The 22,613-nt window shown below is 59.7% G+C and carries 21 protein-coding genes; 8 read left to right on the forward strand and 13 right to left on the reverse strand.

The genetic code is table 11. The annotated features are described in order from the left end of the window. Window positions 1–61 precede the first annotated feature (61 nt). Window positions 62–1,261, forward strand: a complete 1,200-nt coding sequence (locus tag AB4N82_RS18130) for an MFS transporter (protein ID WP_163035004.1) — start codon at window positions 62–64, stop codon at window positions 1,259–1,261. 151 nt (window positions 1,262–1,412) lie between these two features. Next, entirely contained in the window at window positions 1,413–1,964 is a 552-nt protein-coding gene (locus AB4N82_RS18135) for a glutathione peroxidase (RefSeq protein WP_032887814.1), read from the forward strand. A 65-nt stretch (window positions 1,965–2,029) separates the two neighbouring features. Here the strand turns inward: AB4N82_RS18135 and AB4N82_RS18140 are convergent, their stop codons facing one another. The 4 genes from AB4N82_RS18140 to AB4N82_RS18155 form a co-directional block, all read right to left on the reverse strand. Then, window positions 2,030–3,313: an OmpP1/FadL family transporter gene (locus tag AB4N82_RS18140; protein WP_122754441.1), complete on the reverse strand. Its 1,284-nt coding sequence runs from the start codon at window positions 3,311–3,313 to the stop codon at window positions 2,030–2,032. A 146-nt stretch (window positions 3,314–3,459) separates the two neighbouring features. After that, complete coding sequence (locus AB4N82_RS18145; protein ID WP_032887818.1) at window positions 3,460–3,942, reverse strand: hypothetical protein; 483 nt, start codon at window positions 3,940–3,942, stop codon at window positions 3,460–3,462. A 281-nt stretch (window positions 3,943–4,223) separates the two neighbouring features. Further along, window positions 4,224–4,448, reverse strand: coding sequence for a hypothetical protein (locus AB4N82_RS18150; RefSeq protein ID WP_003175353.1), 225 nt, complete (start codon window positions 4,446–4,448; stop codon window positions 4,224–4,226). A gap of 444 nt (window positions 4,449–4,892) precedes the next feature. Beyond that, window positions 4,893–5,198 (reverse strand): hypothetical protein, encoded by a 306-nt coding sequence (locus tag AB4N82_RS18155; RefSeq protein WP_122764578.1) that lies wholly within the window; start codon window positions 5,196–5,198, stop codon window positions 4,893–4,895. Window positions 5,199–5,654: 456 nt separating this feature from the next. Here AB4N82_RS18155 and AB4N82_RS18160 point away from each other — a divergent pair, with 456 nt between their 5' ends. Together AB4N82_RS18160 and AB4N82_RS18165 are read left to right on the forward strand one after the other, a co-directional pair. Beyond that, the gene (locus tag AB4N82_RS18160) at window positions 5,655–5,978 is read left to right on the forward strand and encodes an SEL1-like repeat protein (RefSeq protein WP_032887821.1); all 324 of its coding nucleotides are present in this window, start codon (window positions 5,655–5,657) and stop codon (window positions 5,976–5,978) included. A gap of 61 nt (window positions 5,979–6,039) precedes the next feature. After that, complete coding sequence (locus AB4N82_RS18165) at window positions 6,040–7,518, forward strand: DNA recombination protein RmuC (protein WP_122764579.1); 1,479 nt, start codon at window positions 6,040–6,042, stop codon at window positions 7,516–7,518. A gap of 33 nt (window positions 7,519–7,551) precedes the next feature. Here the strand turns inward: AB4N82_RS18165 and AB4N82_RS18170 are convergent, their stop codons facing one another. The 3 genes from AB4N82_RS18170 to AB4N82_RS18180 form a co-directional block, all read right to left on the reverse strand. Beyond that, the gene (locus tag AB4N82_RS18170) at window positions 7,552–11,022 is read right to left on the reverse strand and encodes a hybrid sensor histidine kinase/response regulator (RefSeq protein ID WP_032887824.1); all 3,471 of its coding nucleotides are present in this window, start codon (window positions 11,020–11,022) and stop codon (window positions 7,552–7,554) included. 120 nt (window positions 11,023–11,142) lie between these two features. Continuing rightward, entirely contained in the window at window positions 11,143–11,526 is a 384-nt protein-coding gene (locus AB4N82_RS18175; RefSeq protein WP_032887826.1) for a YbaN family protein, read from the reverse strand. Window positions 11,527–11,546: 20 nt separating this feature from the next. Next, window positions 11,547–12,134, reverse strand: coding sequence for a UPF0149 family protein (locus AB4N82_RS18180; protein ID WP_460102466.1), 588 nt, complete (start codon window positions 12,132–12,134; stop codon window positions 11,547–11,549). A gap of 279 nt (window positions 12,135–12,413) precedes the next feature. Between AB4N82_RS18180 and recQ the strand changes: the two genes are divergently transcribed. Next, the gene (gene recQ / locus AB4N82_RS18185) at window positions 12,414–14,540 is read left to right on the forward strand and encodes a DNA helicase RecQ (protein ID WP_032887830.1); all 2,127 of its coding nucleotides are present in this window, start codon (window positions 12,414–12,416) and stop codon (window positions 14,538–14,540) included. 121 nt (window positions 14,541–14,661) lie between these two features. Further along, a complete protein-coding gene (locus AB4N82_RS18190) occupies window positions 14,662–15,096 on the forward strand; it encodes a MarR family transcriptional regulator (RefSeq protein WP_032887832.1) in 435 nt (144 codons plus the stop codon). 101 nt (window positions 15,097–15,197) lie between these two features. On the opposite strand, the gene AB4N82_RS18195 is transcribed toward AB4N82_RS18190, so the two are convergent. After that, window positions 15,198–17,387: a patatin-like phospholipase family protein gene (locus AB4N82_RS18195; protein WP_032887834.1), complete on the reverse strand. Its 2,190-nt coding sequence runs from the start codon at window positions 17,385–17,387 to the stop codon at window positions 15,198–15,200. 84 nt (window positions 17,388–17,471) lie between these two features. Here AB4N82_RS18195 and AB4N82_RS18200 point away from each other — a divergent pair, with 84 nt between their 5' ends. Beyond that, entirely contained in the window at window positions 17,472–17,759 is a 288-nt protein-coding gene (locus tag AB4N82_RS18200; protein WP_032888088.1) for an Rdx family protein, read from the forward strand. 39 nt (window positions 17,760–17,798) lie between these two features. On the opposite strand, the gene AB4N82_RS18205 is transcribed toward AB4N82_RS18200, so the two are convergent. The 3 genes from AB4N82_RS18205 to AB4N82_RS18215 all read right to left on the reverse strand — a co-directional run bounded on the left by AB4N82_RS18205 (window position 17,799) and on the right by AB4N82_RS18215 (window position 19,946). Continuing rightward, window positions 17,799–18,080: a hypothetical protein gene (locus AB4N82_RS18205; protein ID WP_032887836.1), complete on the reverse strand. Its 282-nt coding sequence runs from the start codon at window positions 18,078–18,080 to the stop codon at window positions 17,799–17,801. Between the two features lie 132 nt (window positions 18,081–18,212). Beyond that, window positions 18,213–19,097, reverse strand: a complete 885-nt coding sequence (locus AB4N82_RS18210) for a DMT family transporter (RefSeq protein WP_032887838.1) — start codon at window positions 19,095–19,097, stop codon at window positions 18,213–18,215. Window positions 19,098–19,196: 99 nt separating this feature from the next. Then, window positions 19,197–19,946 carry an AraC family transcriptional regulator gene (locus AB4N82_RS18215; RefSeq protein ID WP_099603011.1) on the reverse strand — a complete coding sequence of 250 codons (750 nt, stop codon included), beginning with the start codon at window positions 19,944–19,946 and terminating at the stop codon, window positions 19,197–19,199. 133 nt (window positions 19,947–20,079) lie between these two features. On the opposite strand from AB4N82_RS18215, the gene AB4N82_RS18220 reads away from it, so the two are divergent. Next, complete coding sequence (locus AB4N82_RS18220) at window positions 20,080–20,889, forward strand: UDP-2,3-diacylglucosamine diphosphatase (protein WP_122764581.1); 810 nt, start codon at window positions 20,080–20,082, stop codon at window positions 20,887–20,889. 124 nt (window positions 20,890–21,013) lie between these two features. On the opposite strand, the gene AB4N82_RS18225 is transcribed toward AB4N82_RS18220, so the two are convergent. After that, window positions 21,014–22,207, reverse strand: coding sequence for an amino acid aminotransferase (locus AB4N82_RS18225; protein WP_122764582.1), 1,194 nt, complete (start codon window positions 22,205–22,207; stop codon window positions 21,014–21,016). Next, window positions 22,207–22,563 carry a 4a-hydroxytetrahydrobiopterin dehydratase gene (locus AB4N82_RS18230; protein WP_010208721.1) on the reverse strand — a complete coding sequence of 119 codons (357 nt, stop codon included), beginning with the start codon at window positions 22,561–22,563 and terminating at the stop codon, window positions 22,207–22,209. The genes AB4N82_RS18225 and AB4N82_RS18230 overlap by 1 nt, the downstream gene beginning before the upstream one ends. Window positions 22,564–22,613: the final 50 nt, after the last annotated feature.

The raw sequence follows: 22,613 nt of genomic DNA on the forward strand, positions 1-22,613 counted from the left end.
GCGAGCTTGTTCGAACATAAGCGGGTATATACCCGCGAGCGGAGAATAAGAAATGACCTCGATGTGGCGCACCAGTGGTTGGATCCTAGTGGGGAGTGCGCTGATCCTGGCGTTGTCATTGGGGGTGCGACACGGTTTCGGCCTGTTCCTTGCGCCAATGAGCAGTGAATTCGGCTGGGGTCGAGGCACGTTCGCCTTGGCGATTGCGCTGCAGAATCTGATCTGGGGCCTGGCGCAGCCATTTGCGGGGGCGGTGGCCGACCGGTTCGGCGCGACCAAAGTGGTATTTGTAGGTGGAGTGCTGTACGCCGTGGGCCTCGTGTTGATGGGCCTGTCCGATTCCGCGTGGTCGCTTTCGCTGAGTGCCGGTCTGCTGATTGGTATCGGTCTCTCTGGAACCTCGTTTTCGGTGATTCTTGGGGTCGTCGGCCGTGCCGTGGCGCCGGAAAAACGCAGCATGGCCATGGGTATTGCCAGCGCCGCAGGTTCATTCGGCCAGTTCGCTATGGTGCCCGGCACCTTAGGCTTGATCAGTTGGCTGGGCTGGTCCGCAGCACTGCTTGCGTTGGGCCTGATGGTGGCGTTGATCTTGCCGCTGGTCAGCATGCTCAAGGATCGGCCGCTGCCGGTACTGGCCGGGCAGCAGACCTTGCGCGAGGCATTGCACGAAGCCTGCGGACACTCCGGATTCTGGCTGCTGGCCTTTGGCTTTTTCGTCTGTGGTTTCCAGGTGGTGTTTATCGGTGTGCACCTGCCGGCCTATCTGGTGGATCAGCACTTGCCGGCCACCACAGGCACCACCGTGCTGGCATTGATTGGCCTGTTCAATATCGTCGGTACCTACACTGCCGGTTGGCTGGGTGGACGTATGTCCAAGCCGCGTCTGCTGACCGGGTTGTACCTGTTACGAGCGGTGGTGATTGTGCTGTTCCTGTGGGCGCCGGTGACCCAACTCAGCGCCTACCTGTTCGGCATGGCGATGGGCTTGCTGTGGTTGTCTACGGTGCCGCTGACCAACGGCACCGTAGCCACCTTGTTTGGCGTGCGAAATCTTTCGATGCTCGGTGGGATTGTGTTCTTGTTCCATCAGATTGGTTCGTTCCTCGGCGGTTGGTTGGGCGGGGTGGTCTATGATCGAACCGGCAACTACGATTTGATCTGGCAAGGTGCCATTGTGTTGAGCCTGCTCGCAGCCGCCCTCAATTGGCCGGTACGCGAGCGGCCGGTGGCGCGTCTACAGGCGCAAATGGAGGCGGCATGAGCCTGAAAGCACAGGGTTTATTGATTATTGCGGGGCTCATCCTGCTGGTGCTGGCATGGTGGGGCTGGCAGCGCGGCGGGCTGGCATTGATGCAACTGGGTATGTCGATCTGTTAAGTTCGATCCCTGAACTCTTGAAAGGACGTTTCGACATGCAGATGCGCTGGCTGGCTGTACCTGTGCTGATGGCGGCTTTTGGCGGTGTGGCGTTGGCTGCTGATTGCCCACCTTTGCTTGAAGGCCAATTGCCCAAACTGCGCGCCAAGGAATCCATCGACCTGTGCCAGCGCTTTGCCGGCAAGCCTTTGGTTATCGTCAACACCGCGAGCTTTTGCGGATTCGCCCCGCAGTTCAAAGGCCTCGAAGCCTTGTATCAACGCTACAAGGATCAAGGGCTGGAAGTGATCGGCGTGCCGTCCGATGACTTCAAGCAGGAAGCCAAGACCGGCGAGGAGACCGCCAAGGTCTGCTACGTGAACTACGGCGTGACCTTCACCATGACCGAGCCGCAGAAGGTCAAGGGCCCTGATGCAGTGAATCTGTTCAAGGTGTTGGCACAGCAGAGCAACGCGCCGAAGTGGAATTTCTACAAGTACGTGGTGGATCGCCAGGGTAAGGTGATTGCCGATTTTTCCAGCCTGACCAAGCCGGACAGCCCGGAGCTGATCAAGGCGGTGGAGCAGGCGATAGCGTCTAAACCCTGATCCGCGCCCAATGAAAAGCCCCGCCTCCTTTGCAGGAGAGCGGGGCTTTTTTACACCTGCCTGAATCAGAAGGTGTAGGTCATGCCCAGGCCGAAACCGTTGGCACTGTTTTCGTACTTGGCGCTGTAGTTGGACGGCAGCGAGGTGTTATTGACCTTGACGTCTTCTTCCTTGAGGTAGGAGTACGCCAGGTCGACCGTCATGTTATCCATGACCTTGTAGCCCAGGCCCACGCTGAAGATCGTCCGGTCGCCAGTAGGAATACGTGGCGAACGATCGGTGTTGTTGGTTGGCGACTGGTCGAAGGTCAGGCCGGTACGCAGTACCACCTGCTTGGTCAACTGGTATGAGGTACCCACGGCATAGGCCCAGGTGTCGTGCCAGTTTTGTTCTTCGGTGATGTTGGCGATTCGGCTAGGGGCCAGGGCGCCACCGTTTGTCCCAGTCACACCTTCGTTGTTGACGGTGATCTCTTTCAGGCGACTCCAGCGTGTCCAGGTTGCACCGCCGTACACTTTCCAGGCATCGGTCAGGTCTTGAGTGACCGACAGGTCGTAGGATTCCGGGGTCTCGATTTTCAAGGAGGCGTCGTAACGGTTGTTACGCAGCGCGCCTTGAGTCTGGGCCGGACCGCTGACGGTGGTGTGCCCCTCAAGCTTGTAATTGACCTTGGAGTGGTAGGTCAGGCCGACGCGGGTAGTATCGGTTGCCTGGACCAGCACACCGACATTGAAGCCCAGTGCGGTGTCATCACCCTTGATCTTGACGTTGGTGTCCGAGAAAGGCGCGCCGATTACCAATGTCTTGTCCGACTCCAACACCCCGGAGATGCGGTTGATGGTCGGACCAAAACCGATGGAAACCTTGTCGTTGAAGGCATAGCTGACAGTCGGCTGGAAGGTCATGACCTTCACTTCGCTCTTGCTGCCAAAGCCACGGCCCTGGAAGCCGTTTTCGTAGTCGGTCACCAGACCGAACGGTGCATAGACGCCGAAGCCGATGGCCCACTGATCGTTGAGTTTGTTGGTGTAGAAGCCGAATGGCACCGCAGTGAACGGAACCATATCACCTTTGTTGGAGCCGCTTGGGCGGCCACTTGCGTCCTTGATATCGGTCGAAGCATCAATGGCAGCAACACCGCCCGTGATCTGCTGGCCATTCAGGCGAGCCATACCGGCAGGGTTACCGTAAACAGTGCTTGCATCATCGGCAGAAGAGGAGCGACCTGCGAAACCCGTACCCATCCCGCTCACGCTTTGTTCGTTCAGTGCAAAGCCGCTTGCGAACAGTTGGGAGGATGCCATGGCAACGGCGAGGCTAAGTGTGGTCTTGAGCATTACTTTTTTCATTATTAGAACTCCGTGGTGATCACCGCTGCGGAAAGTACCAATAAAATTAACATCGCGCTATAGGCTGTAATGTCGGAGATAGAGCGGTTTTGTAGGACAATCCGACCAAAATTCAGCGTTTTTGGCGAATCTTGCAAATTGCCCGGTCAGCAGGCCACGTGATTCATGGGTGAAACACAGGTTTGCCAGGTTTGGGTGAAATCTCGCAGCCTTCCTTGCGGATGAAATATTTCTTTCCAGATACGTGCCATCGCTAAAACGTCACCGGATGGAGGCAGGGCAGGGCTGTGTTGTTCCACCAGAAGCCATGCGATGGCGGTGGCGTAACGCAGGTTTACGGTGAGCTCCAATTGTGGGGCGCTGAGAAAGGCGTGTTGGCTGGCCAGCCCGCGCACCAGACTGGCACGCTCGGGGTCGAGTGCCAGGTAGGTGTCCCACAGGGCGCGATGACGGGGTTCGGTGATGCTGTACAGGCCGTGACCGCGTCGATCGTGCAAGGCGGAACCCAATTCCGACTGGCTGGCCGCGATACCCAGGAGCAGAGACTCTGCCGTTGGGCTCTGTCGGTCGAGGTACATCAGCGTCGGTCGGATTACATAACGACACAATTCACTGGCAGCGATACCCATACAAGCCTCAATCCGTGAAAGTGGTCGACGAGACCTGAGAAGGAGGGGGCTTGGCAGCAGTGGATCGGATCTCAGGCTCGCCGGAAGCGGATCACGCCGCTTGAGTTGAAGTGTAGTGTCATATTCACGATGTAAAGGCCTGTTTTTAAAACATCTTATTCAACCAGTTATAATGTTTATATCGATTTGAACTTAGTAAAACTTCGCAATTCAGGAATCGCAGGCAATAAAAAACCCTGTGTTTTAAACAGGGTTTTTTGTGTTTCAGCGACTCGGGTCGATCAGGCAACCAGTGCCTGACGGGTACGCTCGATCACGGCCTGCAGCGGTTCTGCGCTGGAGTATTGATCGGGGTACAGGCGTTCGCTGTGACGAGCGATGCCGTGTTCGTTGACCAGTGTGAAGCTGAAGCAGCCTTTGCGAGCGGCCATGATCAGGCAGTTCATTGGGGCAAAAGCATTAGTGAGGGTGCGAATGGCATCCTGAGTATGGATTTGAGCGTTCATATTATTGGTGTTCCTACAAATGACACGGATTAAGAGCCGTGCAACGTTAAAACGTTCCAGTAACGTTGATCACCATTGATCAAACGAAGAACCTGACTGGAACAAAGCAGCCAGTTTGAAGCGCTAATAAGTTAGGCGCGCTTGGGCTGGCAGGTAGGTACTTAGGAGGGCAGGCAGCACAACAGGGGCAAAGGTTCTGGGCCCAGGGTGAAGATCCTGATCAATTTGCAGGTTGGTTCGGTCAGAGTATGGAAACTTCGCGACACCCTTTGCTTGTTCAAAGGCAATGTCGTCGCAAGTGATACCTGGAAACCTTCGAGGTGGTCGATCCCGTGTTGTTCAGGGGAGTTGTTCGACCAGAATTGACTTTCAGCTTGGTACTAACGCCGCGGATAGTAACGGAATGAAACAGGTAATGGAAGTGTGTTACCAAAAAAACTTCAATCAGCCAGCCAGCAGGCTGCGGTAGACCAGTACGGTGACAGCTGCGGCCATCGAACAGCCCAGCCCATAGGCGGCTAAGGTCAGGCGCAGTGATTGGCCGGTCTCAACGACCTTCATCACATCGCGCATATCGTTGATGCGGCCCTCGCCCAGCTCGATGCACAGGCTTATTGCCGTGAAAGCGGCCGACAGCAAGATAGCGATGGCGAACAGCGCCCCATCCGGCGATGGCAGCGCGGCATTAATCCACAATGAGATGGCGCAGATGGCCAGTAACAGCACAGCGAATAACAGAATTCCTTTCATCGACCTAGTCCGCATTGCGTTGCCCGTCGGGCAGTGTGGAGAGCCGGTAAAGATTTGAAAAGTCCCCAATTGGCTTCGCGGTAACGTTTTTGAAGGCAGTCGCTCCAAAAAAAGCCGGGGATATAACCATCGGATCGGTACTTGTGCACATTGGTTGCGGCAGGTGTAACCAGGCTGTCCATCGCATCGCAGCCTCGCCATTTGCCTGTAATGGAAATTTAAGTCAATGAAAAATCTGGCTTTTTTTTATTGGTGAAAAAATCGTCAGTTTGACTGCGAGCCCCGCTCCATGGGCCTTTGCGCGAGTTTAAGGTAGGTTGTCCACTGAGTTATCCACAGCTTCTGTGGATTGTCCCAAGCGCTTGCTCTAGCACGGGCGTGCACGGTTTTTTGAGCTTTACCTGTACGAAAAAAAGAGTAGAGTGGCGCGCCTTCCGTTCTGTCCCACAGTGCTTTATGAAGTTTCGCTCAGTATCACCTTCTGTTACCGACACCCTACAGACTGTTACCGCACCCAAGCGCTTCTCATTGAAAGTGGCCCTGTGGTTGCTCGACAGCCCGCGCCTGGGACACAGCAGCAACGTCAAACACTTCGCCGGACGCTTGCTCAAGCAGCCGGCTCGTGAAGGCGTCGTCGCCGCACAAAGCCGCCTGGGCCAATTGATGTGCCGTGAATGCGGCAATGCCCGCGACCGCCGTATCGGTCACGACCTGCTGCGCATGGCCGCCCGTGCCGGTGACCTGCGCGCCCAACGCGAACTGGGCCAGGTCGAAGACTGAGCTGTCTTCCCGCCCTATGCTTGGTTAACCTTGCTCCTTTTCGGTGATGGCAGAAATGGCTATGGCTTTTGACTGGACCAGTATTGCCCTGGGCCTTGCAGGCGCTGCAGTGCCGTTGTTGGCCGTGTGCTGGCAGCTCCAGCGGCGGTTGACCGCGCGCACCACTGGCTGGGAATTGCTTGAAGAGCGCCTGGCCACTGCGCAACTGGCCCAGGAAGGCCTCGCCGCGCAACTGGATGCCAGCCGCGATGAAATCAGCGACCTGAGCCAGGCCAACGCCGCCAAGCAGGCCGACCTCGCCGCTGTGCGCCGCGAAGTCGAACTGCTGCAGATCGACCGTGATAACGCCCGCGACGCCGCCCACGCCTGGAACCTCGACCGCAGCGCAAAAGACACCGAATTACGGCGCCTCGACGCCCTGGCGGCCGGCTTGCGCGCCGAACTGCGTGAGCAACAGGACAGCCATCAACAGCGTCTGACTGACCTGCAAGGCTCGCGAGATGAGCTGCGCGCGCAGTTCGCCGAATTGGCCGGCAAGATCTTCGACGAGCGTGAACAGCGCTTTGCTGAAAACAGCCAGGAACGCCTCGGACAGTTGCTCGATCCGTTGAAGGAACGCATACAGTCCTTCGAAAAGCGTGTGGAAGAGAGCTATCAGAACGAGGCGCGTGAGCGTTTTTCCCTGGCCAAGGAGCTTGAGCGCTTACAGCAACTGAACCTGCGTCTGTCAGACGAAGCCACCAACCTGACCCGCGCCCTCAAGGGCCAGAAAACCCAGGGCAACTGGGGCGAACTGATCCTTGAGCGCGTGCTGGAACATGCGGGACTGGAGAAGGGGCGCGAGTACCAGACCCAGGTCAGCCTCAAAGGGCCGGACGGCGAACGCTTTCAGCCGGATGTGCTGATCATGTTGCCTGGCGACAAGCAGGTGGTGGTGGATTCCAAGGTCAGCCTGACGGCGTATCAACAGTACGTTGCGGCTGATGATGAAGTGATTGGCCAAGCGGCGCTGAAACAGCACGTGCTGTCGCTGCGCAATCACGTCAAAGGCTTGGCCGGCAAGGACTATAAGCGTCTGGAAGGCCTGCACAGCCTGGATTTCGTCTTGCTGTTTGTGCCGATCGAAGCGGCGTTTTCCGCCGCGTTGCAGGCCGAGCCGAATCTGTTTCAAGAGGCCTTCGACCGCCATATCGTGATCGTCAGCCCTACGACCTTGCTTGCGACACTGCGGGTGATCGATAGCCTTTGGAAGCAGGAACGCCAAAGCCAGAACGCCCGGGAAATCGCCGAGCGCGCTGGTTGGCTGTATGACAAGTTTGTGCTGTTTATCCAAGACCTGGACGAAGTGGGCAACCGTCTTCAGCAGTTGGATAAGGCCTACAGCGCCGCGCGAAACAAGCTGACAGATGGACGCGGAAATCTGGTCAGCCGCACCGAGCAATTAAGGCTGCTGGGTGCTCGCGCGAGCAAAAGCCTGCCGGCGGATTTGCTGGAGCGGGCGATGACCGATTCAGACGGCGTCGCACACCTTCCCGAATAAACGCAGCGCTAAATGTGGGGGGGCGCATCCGGTTTATAGAGGTAAGTGTCGACTCAGCAACGCCCGCAACGCCGCCGGCTTCACCGGCTTGGCCAGATAGTCCAAGCCAGCCGCATGCACCTCGGCAACCATCTCCGGACGGCCGTCGGCACTGATGACCACGCCGGGAATAGGCTCCGCCAACTGCGCGCGCAGCCAACCCATCAATTCAGTGCCGGTTTCTCCATGATCCAAGTGGTAATCCACCAGCGCCAGTTGCGGCCGCACCCCTTCGGCTAACAACGCCGCGCACTGCGCCTGGTCGGTGGCGGTCCACACTTCGCACCCCCAGCGCGTCAGCAGGCTGCGCATGCCGATCAGGATGCTTTCTTCGTTATCCACGCACAGCACTTGCGCGCCGCTCAATGGCTGGCCGTTATCCGCTGTCGGCTTGGGCTGCGGGCTGGCCTGGTTGCGCGCCAGTGGCACGCGCACGCTGAACACGCTGCCTTTGCCCGGCCACGAGCGCACGCTCAGACGATGGCCCAGCACCCGGCACAGGCCGTCGGCAATCGCGAGGCCCAGGCCCAGGCCTTTCTCGGCGCGGGTCTGATGGCTGTCCAGGCGCTTGAACTCTTCGAAGATCACCTTCTGTTTATCCTGCGGAATACCGGGGCCTCTGTCCCACACCTCCAGGCACAACTCGCCCTTGCGCCGGCGTACGCCAAGCAGCACCGGGCCGTCGGCATAACGGAAAGCGTTGGTCAGGAAATTCTGCAGGATTCGTCGCAGCAGCTTGATGTCGCTGTCGACCCGCAGGCGACTACCGCGCAGGCGGAAGCGCAAACCTTGCTCCTGGGCCAGTGCCTTGAATTCCGCGCCTAAAGTGTCGAACAGCTCGTTGAGCACAAAGGGCTGGCGTTGCGGATTGATTTTGCCGTTTTCCAGGCGCGAGATATCCAGCAGGTCGCTGATCAGGTCTTCGGCGGAGCGCAGCGAACTGTCCAAGTGCTGCACCAGTTGCCGGGCTTCGCTGGACAGGCCGTCGTTCTGGTGGGAGAGGGCGGCTGAGAACAGGCGGGCGGCGTTCAATGGTTGCATCAGGTCATGACTGACGGCTGCGAGAAAGCGTGTCTTCGACTGGCTGGCGGATTCGGCCACGCCTTTGGCATCGGTAAGCGCCACATTGAGCTGCGACAGTTCATGGGTACGTTCGGTCACCCGCTGCTCAAGGCCTTCGTTCGCTTCGGTGAGCGCCTGCTCGGCTTCGCGGAACGCAGTGATGTCAGTGAAGCTCATGACAAATCCACCACCGGGCATCGGGTTGCCAATCAGCTCAATCACCCGTCCATTCGGGAACAAACGCTCGGAGGTGTGCGCGCGGCCCTGGCGCATCCAGTGCAGGCGTCGCGCCACATGCACTTCGGCCTCGCCCGGGCCACAAAGGCCGCGCTCGGCGTTGTAGCGGATGATGTCGGCGATTGGCCGGCCGACGCTGATCAGCCCGTCGGGGTAGTTGAACAGTTCCAGGTAGCGTCGATTCCAGGCCACCAGCTTGAGCGACTGGTCGACGACGCTGATGCCTTGGGTAATGTTTTCGATAGCACCTTGCAGCAGCGCGCGGTTGAACTGCAGCACTTCCGACGCTTCATCGGCGATGCGTACTACGTCCTCCAGCTGCATTTCCCGCCCTTCAATCGCAGCTTTTACCACCGCACGCGTCGAAGAGGCGCCGAGCACACCGGCCAACAGGCGTTCGGTGTGGGCGATCCAGTCGTTATCGGCATTCTGATTGGGGTTGAAGCCTTTGCCCTGGCGGTAGGCAAAGCGAATAAAGCTCTGCTGGGCACGTTCTTCACCAACAAAACGTGCCGCCAGGCTGAGGAGGTCGCTGATCTGTACCGACAGCATTGAGCGGGCGTTGGCGCGCTGGCTGATTTCCTGGCCGATAAAACGCCCGGCTTGCCAGTGCTCCGACACCCGCGTGCGCGACAGCATCGACACCCACACAAACAGCGTGAAGTTACCCGCCAGGGAGAACACCGTGCCCAGGGTCAGCGACGTGACGGATAAACCCAACGGGTGGGAATGCATCCACGTCAGCCCAGGGAAAAGGCTGAGGGACCAGCCCAGGCTTTTCGCCGTTACGGGTAGGACCAAGGTGTAGAACCACAGGAATGTGCCCGCCGCCAAGCCGGCAAACACACCGCGGCGGTTCGCCTGCTTCCAATACAGCGCGCCAAGCATGGCCGGGGCGAGCTGGGTCACGGCGGCAAAAGCGATCTGCCCGATAGTTGCCAGGCTTGCCGTAGAGCCCAGCAAGCGGTAGCTCACGTAAGCCAACAGCAAAATGATCACAATGCTGACCCGGCGCACCGAGAGCATCCAGTGGCGGAACACCTCGAACGGGCGCTCTGCGCTGGAACGGCGCAACAGCCACGGCAGCAACATGTCGTTGGAGACCATGGTCGACAGGGCGATGCTCGCCACAATCACCATGCCGGTGGCCGCTGAGGCGCCGCCGATAAATGCCAGCACCGCCAACGCCGGATGGGCTTCGGCCATGGGCAGGCTGATCACGTAGGAGTCCGGCAATACGGAGCCGGGCAGCAGCATCTTGCCGCCGAGAGCGATGGGGATGACGAACAGAGCGGCGAGGATCAGGTAGGCGGGGAATACCCACTTGGCTACGCGCAGGTCCTGCGGGTCGATGTTCTCTACTACCGTCACATGAAACTGTCGGGGTAAGCAGATGATCGCCATCATCGCTACGCCGGTCTGCACCACCATTGACGGCCAGTTGACGGTCTCCTTCCAGTATTCCTCCAAGCGTGGCGCGAGCATTGCCTGGCTGAACAGGTCGCCGAAACCGTCGTAAAGGCCGTAGGTCACGAACGCGCCCACTGCAAGAAAAGCGAACAGCTTGACCAGGGATTCAAACGCAATCGCCAGCACCATGCCACGGTGGTGCTCCGTGGCGTCGAGGTTGCGCGTACCAAACACGATGGTGAACAGCGCCAGGACCAAGGACACGATCAGTGCCGTGTCCTGGGCCCGCGTGCCGGTGGTATCGGCGCCCGCGCCGATCAGCAGGTTCACCCCCAGCACGATGCCTTTGAGTTGCAGGGCGATATAGGGCAGCACGCCCACCAGGCAGATCAGCGCGACCACCACTGCCAGGGACTGGGATTTGCCGTAGCGCGCGGCAATGAAGTCTGCGATGGAGGTGATGTTTTCCTGCTTGCTGATCAGAATCATCTTCTGCAGCACCCAGGGTGCCAACACAAGCAACAGCACCGGTCCCAGGTAGATCGGTAAAAACGCCCACAACTGTTCGGCGGCTTGGCCTACGGCGCCGAAGAACGTCCAACTGGTGCAATACACCGCCAGAGACAGGCTGTACACCCAGGCGCGCACGCGCGGCGGCAATGGCGCGCGACGGCGGTCACCGTAGAAGGCAATGGCAAACATAATGGCCATATAGGCCAGGGCAACGGCTGCAATCAGCCCGCTGGACAGCGTCATGGTAACTCCGAGCATAGAAACACCCGGGTATTCCTGCCCCGGTTGGACAGTCTCGCATGATGGCTGAGGTTAGTCAGTGTCGACCAAGGTCGTGTGGGATCTAATGTCGCAGGGCGGCACTTAGCGCGGTGGCAGGGTTTTCTGGCGCAGGATGTAGATCGTGACCAGTACCGCACTGGTCAGCATGAACCCGCGTGCCCACGGCAGCGGCACCAAGTAGCACGAGAGGCCGATGCTCAGCCACATCAAGCCAATGGCGTAGACCTTACCCTTGAGTGGGATGCCATTGCCGTCCAGATAATCGCGAATCCAGGGGCCCAGGCGCGGATGTTCCACCAGCCACTGGTAGAAACGCGGGGAGCTTCGAGCGAAGCAGGCGGCGGCGAGCAGGAGGAAGGGCGTGGTCGGCAATACCGGTAGGAAAATGCCGATTACCCCCAGCGCTACGCTTAACCAGCCGATGGCTAGCAGCACGTAACGCAGGAGGAGCGAGCGATTGCCCATGGGTGTCACGGGCAAGGGACTCAGTGGTGACGAGGCTTGAGGATCGCCGGTTTTTCGTCAGGAGCGTTGCACAGCAGGTACAGGGCGGTCAGGGCTTCCGGGATCTGTATGATCATGTCGTCCATCAGGTTGGCGTCGGCGGCGATGTCGGAAAACTCAGCTTCTTCTTCAAACAGCCCCGAACCGACCATGATCGGCAGCAGCATTTCGCTGACTTCTTCCTCGGCGGTTTCGAACCAGGCAGCTTCACGCAGGAACACGCCTTCCATGAAACCGATGCACCAGCCGCGCAGGTCGGAGTCGTCCGGATCTTCGCCCAGGTCCAGCTCGCATGGCAGTTCGAATTCCTCATCGGAGGCCAGTTGGCGAGCGATGTGGGCCTTGAGGGCCAGCAGGGTGGATTCGATTTCTTCGCGCTGGGCGTCGTCTGCGTAATGAGGCTCTTCAGCGAATAGCGCGTCAATCCATTCACGGTCGGGAACGACGTCGGAGCAGATCGAAAGGGCGGTCAGGTAGCCGTGGCCGGCCACATAGTCCAGCGCCTCGTCATGCAGCTCATCGGCGTCGAGGAAGGCTTGCAGGCGGGTTAGTTGCTCAGCGAAGGACATTGAAGGACTACCTTGGGAATAAACGATGCTGAATTCTAGGCGTTCTTGCGCGCCCAAGCCAGTCGGCATGCAGATTTGCCCGGTTTTAGAGACGGGCTGCAATTCGTCAGCGGCGCCCTTTGCCGGATGGTGCTCGGGTATACTGCCGCGTTTTGTGATGCCCCAGCAGGCCAAGCGCCAGGTCGAGAAAACTCCACTTACGGATTATTTTCCGTGAGGTCGGATTTTTTCGACCAGCCTGTACAGAGGGATTTCGGCACTATTTTGTTGGAGTTATACATGCTCGATCAGGCTCAACGCGTCCTCAAGGACATCTTCGGCTACGACAGCTTTCGTGGCCGCCAGGGTGCGATCATTGAGCGCGTGGCCAAAGGCGGTGACGCCCTGGTACTGATGCCTACCGGCGGCGGCAAGTCGTTGTGTTTCCAGGTGCCTGCATTGTTGCGCAACGGGCTGGCCGTGGTGGTGTCGCCGTTGATTGCATTGATGGACGACCAAGTGGCGACCCTGGAAGAACTTGGTGTCGCCGCCGCCGCCTTGAATTCCACCCTCAGTGCCGAGCAGCAGCGTGACCTGGCCGCACGCATCAAGCGCGGTGAAGTGAAAATGCTCTACCTGGCCCCCGAACGCCTGGTGCAGCCGCGCATGCTGGCGTTTTTGCAGAGCCTGGAAATTGCCCTGTTCGCCATCGACGAAGCTCACTGTGTATCCCAATGGGGGCACGATTTCCGCCGCGAATATTTGCAGTTGGGTCAACTGGCGGAGCTGTTCCCGGACGTTCCGCGCATCGCCCTGACCGCCACCGCCGACAAGCGCACCCGCGAAGAAATCGTTGAGCGCCTGCACCTGCAGAACGCCGAGCGTTTCCTGTCGAGTTTCGACCGACCGAATATTTTCTACCGCATCGTGCCCAAGGAGCAGCCGCGCAAGCAGTTGCTCGCGTTCCTCTCTGAACGGCGCAGCGACGCGGGCATTGTCTATTGCCTGTCGCGCAAGAAGGTCGATGAGGTGGCCGCGTTCCTCTGCGAGCAAGGCTACCCGGCGCTGCCGTACCACGCCGGTCTACCTAATGAAACGCGCTCCGCTCACCAGAAGCGCTTCCTCAACGAGGAAGGCCTGATCATGGTGGCGACCATCGCGTTCGGCATGGGCATCGACAAATCCAACGTGCGTTTTGTCGCCCATATGGACCTGCCAAAATCCCTTGAGGCGTACTACCAGGAGACCGGGCGTGCTGGTCGTGATGGTTTGCCGGCGGATGCGTGGATGGTCTACGGCCTGCAGGACGTGGTGATGCTCAAGCAGATGCTGCAGAACTCCGAAGGCGATGAACGGCACAAGCGCTTGGAGCAGCACAAACTCGACGCCATGCTCTCGTTGTGTGAAGAGACTCGCTGCCGTCGTCAGACCTTGCTGGCGTATTTCGACGAAGACATGCCGGAGCCTTGCGGCCATTGTGATAACTGCATTGATGGCGTGCAGACCTGGGACGCTACCGAGCCCGCACGCCAGGCGTTGTCGACCATCTACCGCACCGGTCAGCGTTACGGTGTGGGCCATCTGGTGGATGTTTTGCTGGGTAAGGACAACGAAAAAGTCCGCAGCTTCGGTCACGAAAAACTCTCGGTCTACGGCGTCGGTAAAGCCCGCGCTGAGGGCGAGTGGCGTTCGCTGTTCCGCCAGATGGTCGCGCGCGGCCTGGTGGATATCGACATTGAAGGCTACGGCGGCCTGCGTCTGAATGACAGTTGCCGCCCGCTGCTCAAGGGCGAGGTCAGCCTGGAACTGCGTCGCGACCTCAAACCGCAAACCACCGCCAAGACCAGCACCAGCCAGGCCAGCCAGCTCGTGCGAGGCGAGGAGCGCGAGCAGTGGGAAGCCTTGCGCACCCTGAGGCGCAAATTGGCACAGGAACACAGTGTGCCGCCTTACGTTATTTTTCCCGACTCCACTTTGCTGGAGATGCTGCGCGAGCAGCCCACCACCATGGCCGAGATGGCGCGGGTCAGCGGCGTCGGTGCACGCAAACTGGAGCGCTATGGCCAGGCGTTCCTCGAAGTGCTCGGCGGCCAGGCCGAAGCACCGAAGGAAATCGCCGACATTCGGCACGAGCTGATCAGCCTGGCGCGCGCTGGCATGACGCCGATCCAGATCGCGGGCCAACTGCAATGCTCGGAGAAAAACGTCTACACCCTGCTTGCTGAATCCATCGGCAAGCAGCAGTTGTCCCTGGAGCAGGCCCTTGATTTGCCGGAAGATTTGCTTGGTGAAATCCAGGATGCATTTCTCGACGGAGAAGGCGAACTACCACCAGTAGCCGAGATTGCGCCACTGTTCACAGGACGTGTTCCAGAGGGTGTTTTGTACTGCGTGCGGGCCGCTTTGCAGTCTGAATTCGAAATTTAGTGTGCCAATTACGACAATGTAACGATTCAGTTCATAGCAACTCTTGCCTAGTGGCATGGCTCATGCTTAGCTGGCTAATAATTAGCCACACTTTATTTTCAGTCTAACCCATGAGTTTTTTATGCCGTTAACCGATCAACACCGATTTGGCATGCAGCTGGCGCAAATGTCCCGAGGTTGGCGCGCCGAGCTAGACCGCCGTTTGGCGGGGCTGGGCTTGTCCCAGGCGCGCTGGCTGGTGCTGCTGCACTTGGCCCGTTTTGAAGAAGCTCCCACTCAGCGTGAGCTGGCGCAAAGCGTTGGCGTAGAAGGGCCGACCCTGGCTCGCTTGCTCGACAGTCTCGAAGGCCAAGGCCTGGTGCAACGCCAGGCAGTGGTTGAAGACCGCCGCGCCAAGCGCATTCTGCTGTGTGACACCGCGCGGCCGCTGATCGAACAGATTGAAACCATCGCCACTGAGTTGCGTCACGAGCTGTTCGTGGGCGTGGATGAAGCGGATTTGAGTGTGTGCATGCGCGTGCACGGGCACATCCTGGCGAATCTGGAAAAGTCCTGAACCCAAGTGCAGTGAAGATCAACGTGTGTGGGGCTAATTGTGGTGAGCGGGGCAAGCCCGTTCACCACAATTAGCCGCTCCAACACTGATTCAGCGTTGTCTCAGAACGTCTGCCCCAGGTTCAGGTACACCGCCTTCTGATTATCATCGTTGAACCCGTAGCTGAAATTCAGCGGCCCCAACGGTGTATCAAACCCCAGAAAAATACTCGCCGCGTTGATATAACCGCTGTCGAACTCATTGTCGTTGTTCCATGCCCGGCCCCGCTCCAGAGACGCGCCCAAGTACAACGGGAAATCCAACGGTAAGTACGAGCGCGGCGTCAGTCGGCGGTAGTACACCGCGCGCATCAGGCTGATGTTCTGCCCGGAAATCGCATCCTGGCGGAAGCCCGACAACTGTCGTGCACCGCCCAGCAGGAAGCTGGAAATCACCACATCGGAATCATCCAGGGTGCGCCCATACCGGCCGCCCAGCACCAGTGTGTCCGGGCCATGGCTCATGGCCTTGTCCAGCTTGAATTCCCATTGTCGATAGCGCTGGTCCGAACCCAGTCCCGGTTCGAACTCGCGGTAGGCCAGGCCGATGTCCTCACCGGTGTGCGGGAAGTACACGTTATCCAGGGTGTCGAAGGAGTACTTCAGTTCATAGAAACCTTCGCTGAAGCTCACACTCGGCAGGTCGCGGTCGCCAATGCGCACATCCGCCTTGCCCCAGGCCTCGCCGACACCGAAGCGGATCTCGCCGCTGTTGCCGATCTGCCGCCCCACGTTCAGGCCGAAACCATAGCGTTCCAGGCGGTATTCGGAGATGGGGTCGTTGTCCAGAATCAGCTCGACGTTCTGCGCCTGGGCGCTGAGATAGGGCGCGATGAAGTAGCGCGAGCCAGCGTCCATCGGTTGATAGAACTCGCTGTACAACTCTTGCCGATCACCGATCTGCACGCGGGTCAGCCACTCGGCGCCGAGGCGATTGATGCCGTTCATGCGGTAGCTCGCGCCGAGGTTGAAGGCGCTGTCGCCGCGCATATCGTCCGACAGGTTCAAGCCCAGGCGCAGGTAGTCGGTGCCGCTGCGCTTGCCCCGCGCGCTGATCACCAAGGTGTTGTCGTGGCCTTTTTTCACCACGCGGTATTGCACCTGCTCGAAGTAATCCAGGCCGTACAACGTGCCCATGTCGGTTTGCAGACGGCCAAGCTCCAACGGTTCGCCCAACGGTTGGCGGATGTAGTAGCGGATCACGTCGTCGCTGACTTTCGAGTCGTTCTCCAGCTTGATCGCGGTGATCACCGGAGTCCGCTCGCCCGGAGTCCGAGCGGCCACCAGTTCGGGGTCAACCGGTTCGGCAGGGCGCAAATGGGCCAGGCGCAGGTCGAGGGCGCGGGTGGCGCGGTAGCCAGCGTCGATCATGTCTTTGGCGCGGCCGAAATCGGTCACGCCAAAAGCGGACAGTGGCGGCTGGATCAGTACGTCCTTGGGATTGAGGGCCTTAAGCTGTTCTTCTGAGTTGCGCCGGGTCATCAGGGTGATGGACTGGTTGAGTACATCTACCACGGTCGCGAGTTGCTTGCGTGAGCGCAGCGGGGTGCCGATGTCGACCACGATGGCGATGTCCACGCCCATCTCACGCGCCACATCCAATGGGATGTTATCGGTCATGCCGCCATCCACAAGCAGCCGGCCATCCAGCTCCACAGGGGCGAACACCGCCGGGATCGACATACTGGCGCGGATTACCTGGGGCAGGTGGCCCTTGCGGAACACTACTTTTTCGCCGGTGGTGATGTCGGTGGCCACGGCGCGAAAGGGGATCGGCAGCTTGTCGAAATTACGCGTGTCGCTGCTGTGGGCGAACATGCTTTCCAGCAGCAGCGCCAGATTCTGGCCCTGGATCACGCCCAGGGGCAGGCCGAGGCTGCCGTCATCGCGGAAGCTGAGCTTCTGCTTGACCAGGAAATCCCGGTCATCCTGCTTGCGCCGAAACGGCACGTCTTCACGCGGCGGCGCGTCGGATAACGCCTGCTGCCAGTCGATGCTCAGGGCGAGCTTTTCTAGCTCGTCGATCTTGTAGCCCGAGGCGTATAACCCACCAATCACCGCGCCCATGCTGGTGCCGGCAATGGCGTCGATATGGATGCCCTGTTCCTCCAGGGCCTTGAGCACGCCAATGTGCGCCAGGCCGCGGGCGGCACCGCCGGACAGTACCAGGCCGATTTTTGGTCGGGGTGGTTCAACGGCGTCGGCAAGCAGGGGGACGAGGCACAGAAACAGGCAGGACAGCAGGCGGCGCATCAGGAATCTCAGGGCTGGGCGATAAAGGCCGGTATTATAGCCACTCGATCCTCATCACTCGTCATGCCAGGAACTTGTCAAATGATGTCCGTCAGCAAACCCGAGATCGTTATCACCTATTGCACCCAGTGCCAGTGGCTGCTGCGCGCCGCGTGGTTGGCTCAGGAACTGTTAAGCACCTTTGCCGATGACCTGGGCAAAGTGTCGCTGGAGCCAGCGACTGGCGGCGCGTTTCGTATCACCTGCGATGGCGTGCAGCTTTGGGAGCGCAAGGCTGACGGTGGTTTCCCTGAGGCCAAGGTGCTCAAGCAGCGCGTGCGCGATCAGATCGACCCGCAGCGTGACCTGGGGCACAACGACCGTACACAGTGAAGGTCACCGCCATCGGCTGACGGTGACTGATGGAGGCCGCTACTTGGCGGCCATTTTGCTTTTGATGAAGCCCACGACCCACGTCAGCACCAGGCCTCCGACGCCGCCGCCGACAATATTGCTGCCGACCGCCGCCACATCCAGCGCCTCACCGCCCGAAGCGCCCGCCAGCGCCGTCACGATCTGGCCCAGTACAAGCCCGCCGACACCGCCCAGCATGGTATTGAGCCCGGTCCCCAGGCTTTGTTTGGTCATGCCGGCCAAATTGCCGCCGACGGCACCGCTGATGATTTGAACCAGTAAGCTGATAAACATTTCCATGATGTAGCCTCTGCATCGCGTTTAAGGAGTGACTACTCGCTTGCAGCAACTGCAGGGCACACCAAGGCTGTCGTCGAGCGGTCAGTTATCCGTTGAACGACTCCAGACTGTTGCGGATGTTTAAAGTATAGATCAGGTCGTTGCAGTCGGCTGTTTGGCCTGGCTGGCGCTGCCCATCAGCCCTGAGAGCACGATGGCGACGATGATCAGCGCGCCCCCCAGCAGCATGCGCAGCGTTGGGGTTTCGGCGAACAGCAGCCAGGCCGCGGTAATGCCGTAGACCGGCTCCATGGCAAATACCACGGAGGCGGTACGCGCCTTGATTACTGCGAGGCTGGCGACAAACAGGCTGTGGGCCAAGCCTGTGCAGAACACGCCGAGCAGGCCGATCCACAACCAGTCCAGCGCGCGCACATCCGCCAACCCCGGCGCGGCCACGGGCAATAGGCACACCGCAACGACCACGTTCTGGCACAGGGCTGCCTGTACGGCAGGAATGCGCCCGGAGCTGGCACGGTTGTTCAGCGACAGTAAAGAGAACAGCAGCCCCGACGCGATGCCCCACAGCAGGCCGCCGGTGGCTTCGCTGGCCAGGTTGAAGTCCGGCGTCACCAGCACCAGGCCAACGGTGACCAGCGCCACCAACACGACTTCATTGGCGCGGATACGCTCGCGGAAGATCAGCCCTTCAAGGATCACGGTAAACGCCGGAAACGCCGTGAACCCGAGCGTGGCGACGGCCACGCCAGCGACTTTGACCGCCATAAAGAACGTCACCCAATGTGCGGCCAGCAACACGCCGCTGACCAGCAGGCGTTTCCAGTCGCGCAGTTCCAGCGTTTTCCAGGGTGCGTTGCTGACGAAGCGCGCAAACACTGCCAGGGCAATCACGGCAAACGCGGCGCGACCGAATACGATAATGGCCGGTGAGGCGGCCGCCAGCTTGCCGAATACGCCGGTAAGGCCAAACATCAGTGCGCCGATATGCAGGGCGCCGAGGGCTGAACGGGGAGTCATTGCGATCCTTGAACCAACGGGAGTGACAGGACCGCAGTCTAGAGGGTGCTACTACGCACGTCTGTCGCGCAGCTCGCGATTTTTAGCGCCAGCCTCGCCCTATGCCGAGCGCCGCAACGCGCCGGGAGAGGCGCCAAACTCGCGCAACATAGCGGCGGCAAAGGCACTTTGCGAGGTGTAGCCGACACGCTCGGCGATTTCACCGATGGGCAATGGCGTTTCGCGCAGCAGGTTCAGCGCCAGTTGCAGGCGACGGCTGCGGATGTAATCCATGGGCGTTTGGCCGCACTCGGTCACAAAGCGCGCATGCAGGCGCGCCACCGACAGGTCGGCAATCCGCGCAAGGTCGGCGACCTGCAGCGGATGGGCGACGTGGCGCTCTATATGCGTATTGAACGCCGCATACGGCAGGCGCCGGCCAGGTACCGGTTGGGCCAGTGAATGATTGAGGCTGGCCAGCAACAGCACCGCGCCCTGTTGCACGATCAGTGGGTCATCCACCGGGCTATGGGCCAGCCATTGCACCAGTTGGTGTTGTCGCGAATCCAACGCCAGGCGCGCCGGTTGATCCAGTAAGCGCCGGCTTGCATCGGCGTGTTCACCCAACGATTGCAGCACCCAATGCTCCGTGGGCACATCCAGCACCAGGCAGCGGCTGCCATCGCGACTGCCGCAGGCATGGTGGGCAGAGAAGGGCAGGACCATCACGCTGCTTTCACGCACCTGGCTGCCACGGCCATCGACTTCCAGGTCCAGATGACCGGACAGGCCGAACACCAACTGCGCATGTTCATGGCTATGGGCGATGGGCGCTTCGAGGTAGTGGCGCAGGGTGAGGGTCGGTCTCATCGCGGTCTCCTATGCAGGTCGCCAGTCTACAACGCTTCGCGAACACGGGCTTTGTCATCAGACTGACGCACAGTTGTCATGGGCTATTAATCGCTATGGCGCAAGCTCGCGAAAACAGCGTCGAGTGATGCCCATGACCAGTGCCGAGTTCACCAAGCCCAGCCGCAAGCAACGGGTACGTACCCTGTGGATTTCCGACGTGCACCTGGGCACCCGGGATTGTCAGGCCGAACATTTGTCGCAATTCCTCAAGGGTTACCACGCCGACAAGGTGTACCTGGTGGGCGATATCATTGACGGCTGGAAAATGCGCGGCGGCATGTATTGGCCCCAGGCCCATACCAACGTAATCCGTCGCCTGCTGACCATGGCCAAGCGCGGCACCGAGGTGATCTACGTCACCGGCAACCATGATGAGTTCCTGCGGCGCTATTCCAAGCTGATTCTGGGCAATATCCAGTTGGTCGATGAAGCAGTGCACGTTACCGCCGATGGCCGGCATTTGTTGGTGATCCACGGTGACCAGTTTGATGTGATCACCCGTTATCACCGCTGGCTCGCATTCCTCGGCGACTCTGCCTACGAATTCACCCTCACGTTGAATCGCTGGTTGAACCATTGGCGTGCGCGGTATGGCTACGGCTATTGGTCGTTGTCGGCGTATCTGAAGCACAAGGTCAAAACGGCCGTGAGCTTTATCAGCGATTTCGAAGAAGCCATCGCCCATGAGGTGGCCAAACGCGAGTTGCACGGCGTGGTGTGCGGGCATATCCACCATGCGGAGATTCGCAAAGTGGGCGAGGTGGATTACCTCAACTGCGGGGATTGGGTGGAGTCGTGCACGGCATTGATCGAGCACTGGGATGGGAGTATCGAGTTGTATCGGTTGGCGGACGCGCAGGCGAAAGAGGCGCTGTTGAAAGCCGAGATGGTCGCCAGCTGAAGGGTGTGCTCGGTCAAAATGTGGGAGGGGGTGCTCCCGATGAGGGAGTGTCAGCCAGTACACCTGTCACTGACCCACTCCCATCGGGAGCAAGCCCCCTCCCACATTTTCAGTCCCGGTTTCGTCAGTTGGATACGTCGGCGATGGCTTCGGCCAGGAGTGTCAGGCGTGTCGCATCAATACCCGCCACGTTGGCTCGCCCCGAACTGACCATATACACGCTGTGCTTTTCCCGCAGTTGCTTGACCTGCTCGGCACTCAAACCGGTATAGGAAAACATCCCGCGTTGCGAGCCGATGTGCGCAAAGCGCTCCGATAAACCATGGGGCGCCAACGCCTCCACCAGTCCGGAACGCAACTGCGCGATCCGCGCACGCATGGCTTCGACTTCCTCGCTCCACTGCTTTTTCAGCTCGGCATCACCGAGGATAGTCGCGACCACTGCCGCACCATGGTCCGGCGGCGTAGACCACAGATTACGCGCGATATTCGCCAGTTGGCTGCGTACATCCGTCAGCTTCTCGGCGTCTGCAGCGCACACGATCAGCGCGCCAACACGGTCGCTGTAGAGGCCGAAGTTTTTCGAGCACGAGCTGGTGACCAATACTTCCGGCAACTCTCTGGCAAACAAGCGCACCGCCCAGGCGTCCTGCTCCAGGCCATCGCCGAAGCCCTGGTAGGCGAAGTCGATCAGTGGCAGCAGTTGGCGCTCGCGCACGATCTGCAGCACGTGGCGCCAGTCATCCTGGGACAGGTCAAACCCGGTGGGGTTGTGGCAGCACGCGTGCAGCAGCACCACATCACCTTTTGGCACGGTGGAAAGGGTCGCTAGCATCGCCTCCACATCCAGGCGGTTGTCGGCGCCTACATACGGATAGTGGCTGACCTTGAGCCCGGCCTTGGCAAAGATGCTTTCGTGGATTGGCCAGGTCGGGTTGCTCAGCCACACGCCGCGTCCTGGAAGGTTTTGAGCGATGAAGTCGGCACTGAGGCGCAAAGCACCGGTACCACCCGGGGTTTGCGTGGCGCCGGCCCGGCGTTCACGGATAAGTGCAGAATCGGCACCGAGCACCAGCTCGCTGATCAATGTGCCGAACGCTGCATTGCCGTGGCCGCCGATGTACGTCTTGGTGGTTTGGGTGTCAACCAGGCGCTGTTCGGCGAGCTTCACTGAATGGGGAATCGGCGTCAGGCCCTGATCATCTTTATAGACGCCCACGCCGAGGTCGAACTTGTTCGGGTTGGTGTCCTGGGCATACAGGTCCATCAGCCCGAGGATCGGGTCGCCGGGCACGCGGCCAATGGCATCGAAATGCATTACTTGCGGCCCTCGGCGTCCTTGGCCACTTCGTCGGTGCGCGCGGCCATGATGAAGTCGTTGCGGTGCAGGCCTTTGATGGAGTGGCTCCACCACGTCACGGTGACTTTGCCCCATTCGGTGAGCAGGCCCGGGTGATGGCCTTCGGCTTCGGAGATTTCACCCATGGCGTTGGTAAAGGCCAGGGCGAATTTGAAGTTCTTGAACAGAAAAACCTTTTCCAACTGCATCACGCCGTCGCGGACTTCGATGTTCCAGTCTGGGATCTGCTTGAGCAGCACCGGCAATTCTTCATCGCTGACTTGTGGGGCATCGGCGCGGCAGGCTTCGCAGTGGGCTTGGTTCAAGGTGGTCATGTGGTGGTGTCCTGAATTCGAGTGTTTAAAAACGGTCGTCAGTGGCGTCA

The organism is Pseudomonas sp. H1_D04 (assembly GCF_054683855.1).

What these genes read in the sequence shown, in the direction of transcription:
- AB4N82_RS18220 (WP_122764581.1), top strand. Translation starts at nt 20,080, where the DNA reads ATGACCAGTGCCGAGTTCACCAAGCCCAGCCGCAAGCAACGGGTACGT.
- AB4N82_RS18135 (WP_032887814.1), top strand. Translation starts at nt 1,413, where the DNA reads ATGCAGATGCGCTGGCTGGCTGTACCTGTGCTGATGGCGGCTTTTGGC.
- AB4N82_RS18210 (WP_032887838.1), bottom strand. Translation starts at nt 19,097, where the DNA reads ATGACTCCCCGTTCAGCCCTCGGCGCCCTGCATATCGGCGCACTGATG.
- recQ (WP_032887830.1), top strand. Translation starts at nt 12,414, where the DNA reads ATGCTCGATCAGGCTCAACGCGTCCTCAAGGACATCTTCGGCTACGAC.
- AB4N82_RS18145 (WP_032887818.1), bottom strand. Translation starts at nt 3,942, where the DNA reads ATGGGTATCGCTGCCAGTGAATTGTGTCGTTATGTAATCCGACCGACG.
- AB4N82_RS18200 (WP_032888088.1), top strand. Translation starts at nt 17,472, where the DNA reads ATGTCCGTCAGCAAACCCGAGATCGTTATCACCTATTGCACCCAGTGC.
- AB4N82_RS18205 (WP_032887836.1), bottom strand. Translation starts at nt 18,080, where the DNA reads ATGGAAATGTTTATCAGCTTACTGGTTCAAATCATCAGCGGTGCCGTC.
- AB4N82_RS18175 (WP_032887826.1), bottom strand. Translation starts at nt 11,526, where the DNA reads ATGGGCAATCGCTCGCTCCTCCTGCGTTACGTGCTGCTAGCCATCGGC.
- AB4N82_RS18165 (WP_122764579.1), top strand. Translation starts at nt 6,040, where the DNA reads ATGGCTTTTGACTGGACCAGTATTGCCCTGGGCCTTGCAGGCGCTGCA.
- AB4N82_RS18190 (WP_032887832.1), top strand. Translation starts at nt 14,662, where the DNA reads ATGCCGTTAACCGATCAACACCGATTTGGCATGCAGCTGGCGCAAATG.
- AB4N82_RS18155 (WP_122764578.1), bottom strand. Translation starts at nt 5,198, where the DNA reads ATGAAAGGAATTCTGTTATTCGCTGTGCTGTTACTGGCCATCTGCGCC.
- AB4N82_RS18130 (WP_163035004.1), top strand. Translation starts at nt 62, where the DNA reads ATGTGGCGCACCAGTGGTTGGATCCTAGTGGGGAGTGCGCTGATCCTG.
- AB4N82_RS18170 (WP_032887824.1), bottom strand. Translation starts at nt 11,022, where the DNA reads ATGACGCTGTCCAGCGGGCTGATTGCAGCCGTTGCCCTGGCCTATATG.
- AB4N82_RS18230 (WP_010208721.1), bottom strand. Translation starts at nt 22,563, where the DNA reads ATGACCACCTTGAACCAAGCCCACTGCGAAGCCTGCCGCGCCGATGCC.
- AB4N82_RS18180 (WP_460102466.1), bottom strand. Translation starts at nt 12,134, where the DNA reads ATGTCCTTCGCTGAGCAACTAACCCGCCTGCAAGCCTTCCTCGACGCC.
- AB4N82_RS18225 (WP_122764582.1), bottom strand. Translation starts at nt 22,207, where the DNA reads ATGCATTTCGATGCCATTGGCCGCGTGCCCGGCGACCCGATCCTCGGG.
- AB4N82_RS18215 (WP_099603011.1), bottom strand. Translation starts at nt 19,946, where the DNA reads ATGAGACCGACCCTCACCCTGCGCCACTACCTCGAAGCGCCCATCGCC.
- AB4N82_RS18140 (WP_122754441.1), bottom strand. Translation starts at nt 3,313, where the DNA reads ATGAAAAAAGTAATGCTCAAGACCACACTTAGCCTCGCCGTTGCCATG.
- AB4N82_RS18195 (WP_032887834.1), bottom strand. Translation starts at nt 17,387, where the DNA reads ATGCGCCGCCTGCTGTCCTGCCTGTTTCTGTGCCTCGTCCCCCTGCTT.
- AB4N82_RS18160 (WP_032887821.1), top strand. Translation starts at nt 5,655, where the DNA reads ATGAAGTTTCGCTCAGTATCACCTTCTGTTACCGACACCCTACAGACT.
- AB4N82_RS18150 (WP_003175353.1), bottom strand. Translation starts at nt 4,448, where the DNA reads ATGAACGCTCAAATCCATACTCAGGATGCCATTCGCACCCTCACTAAT.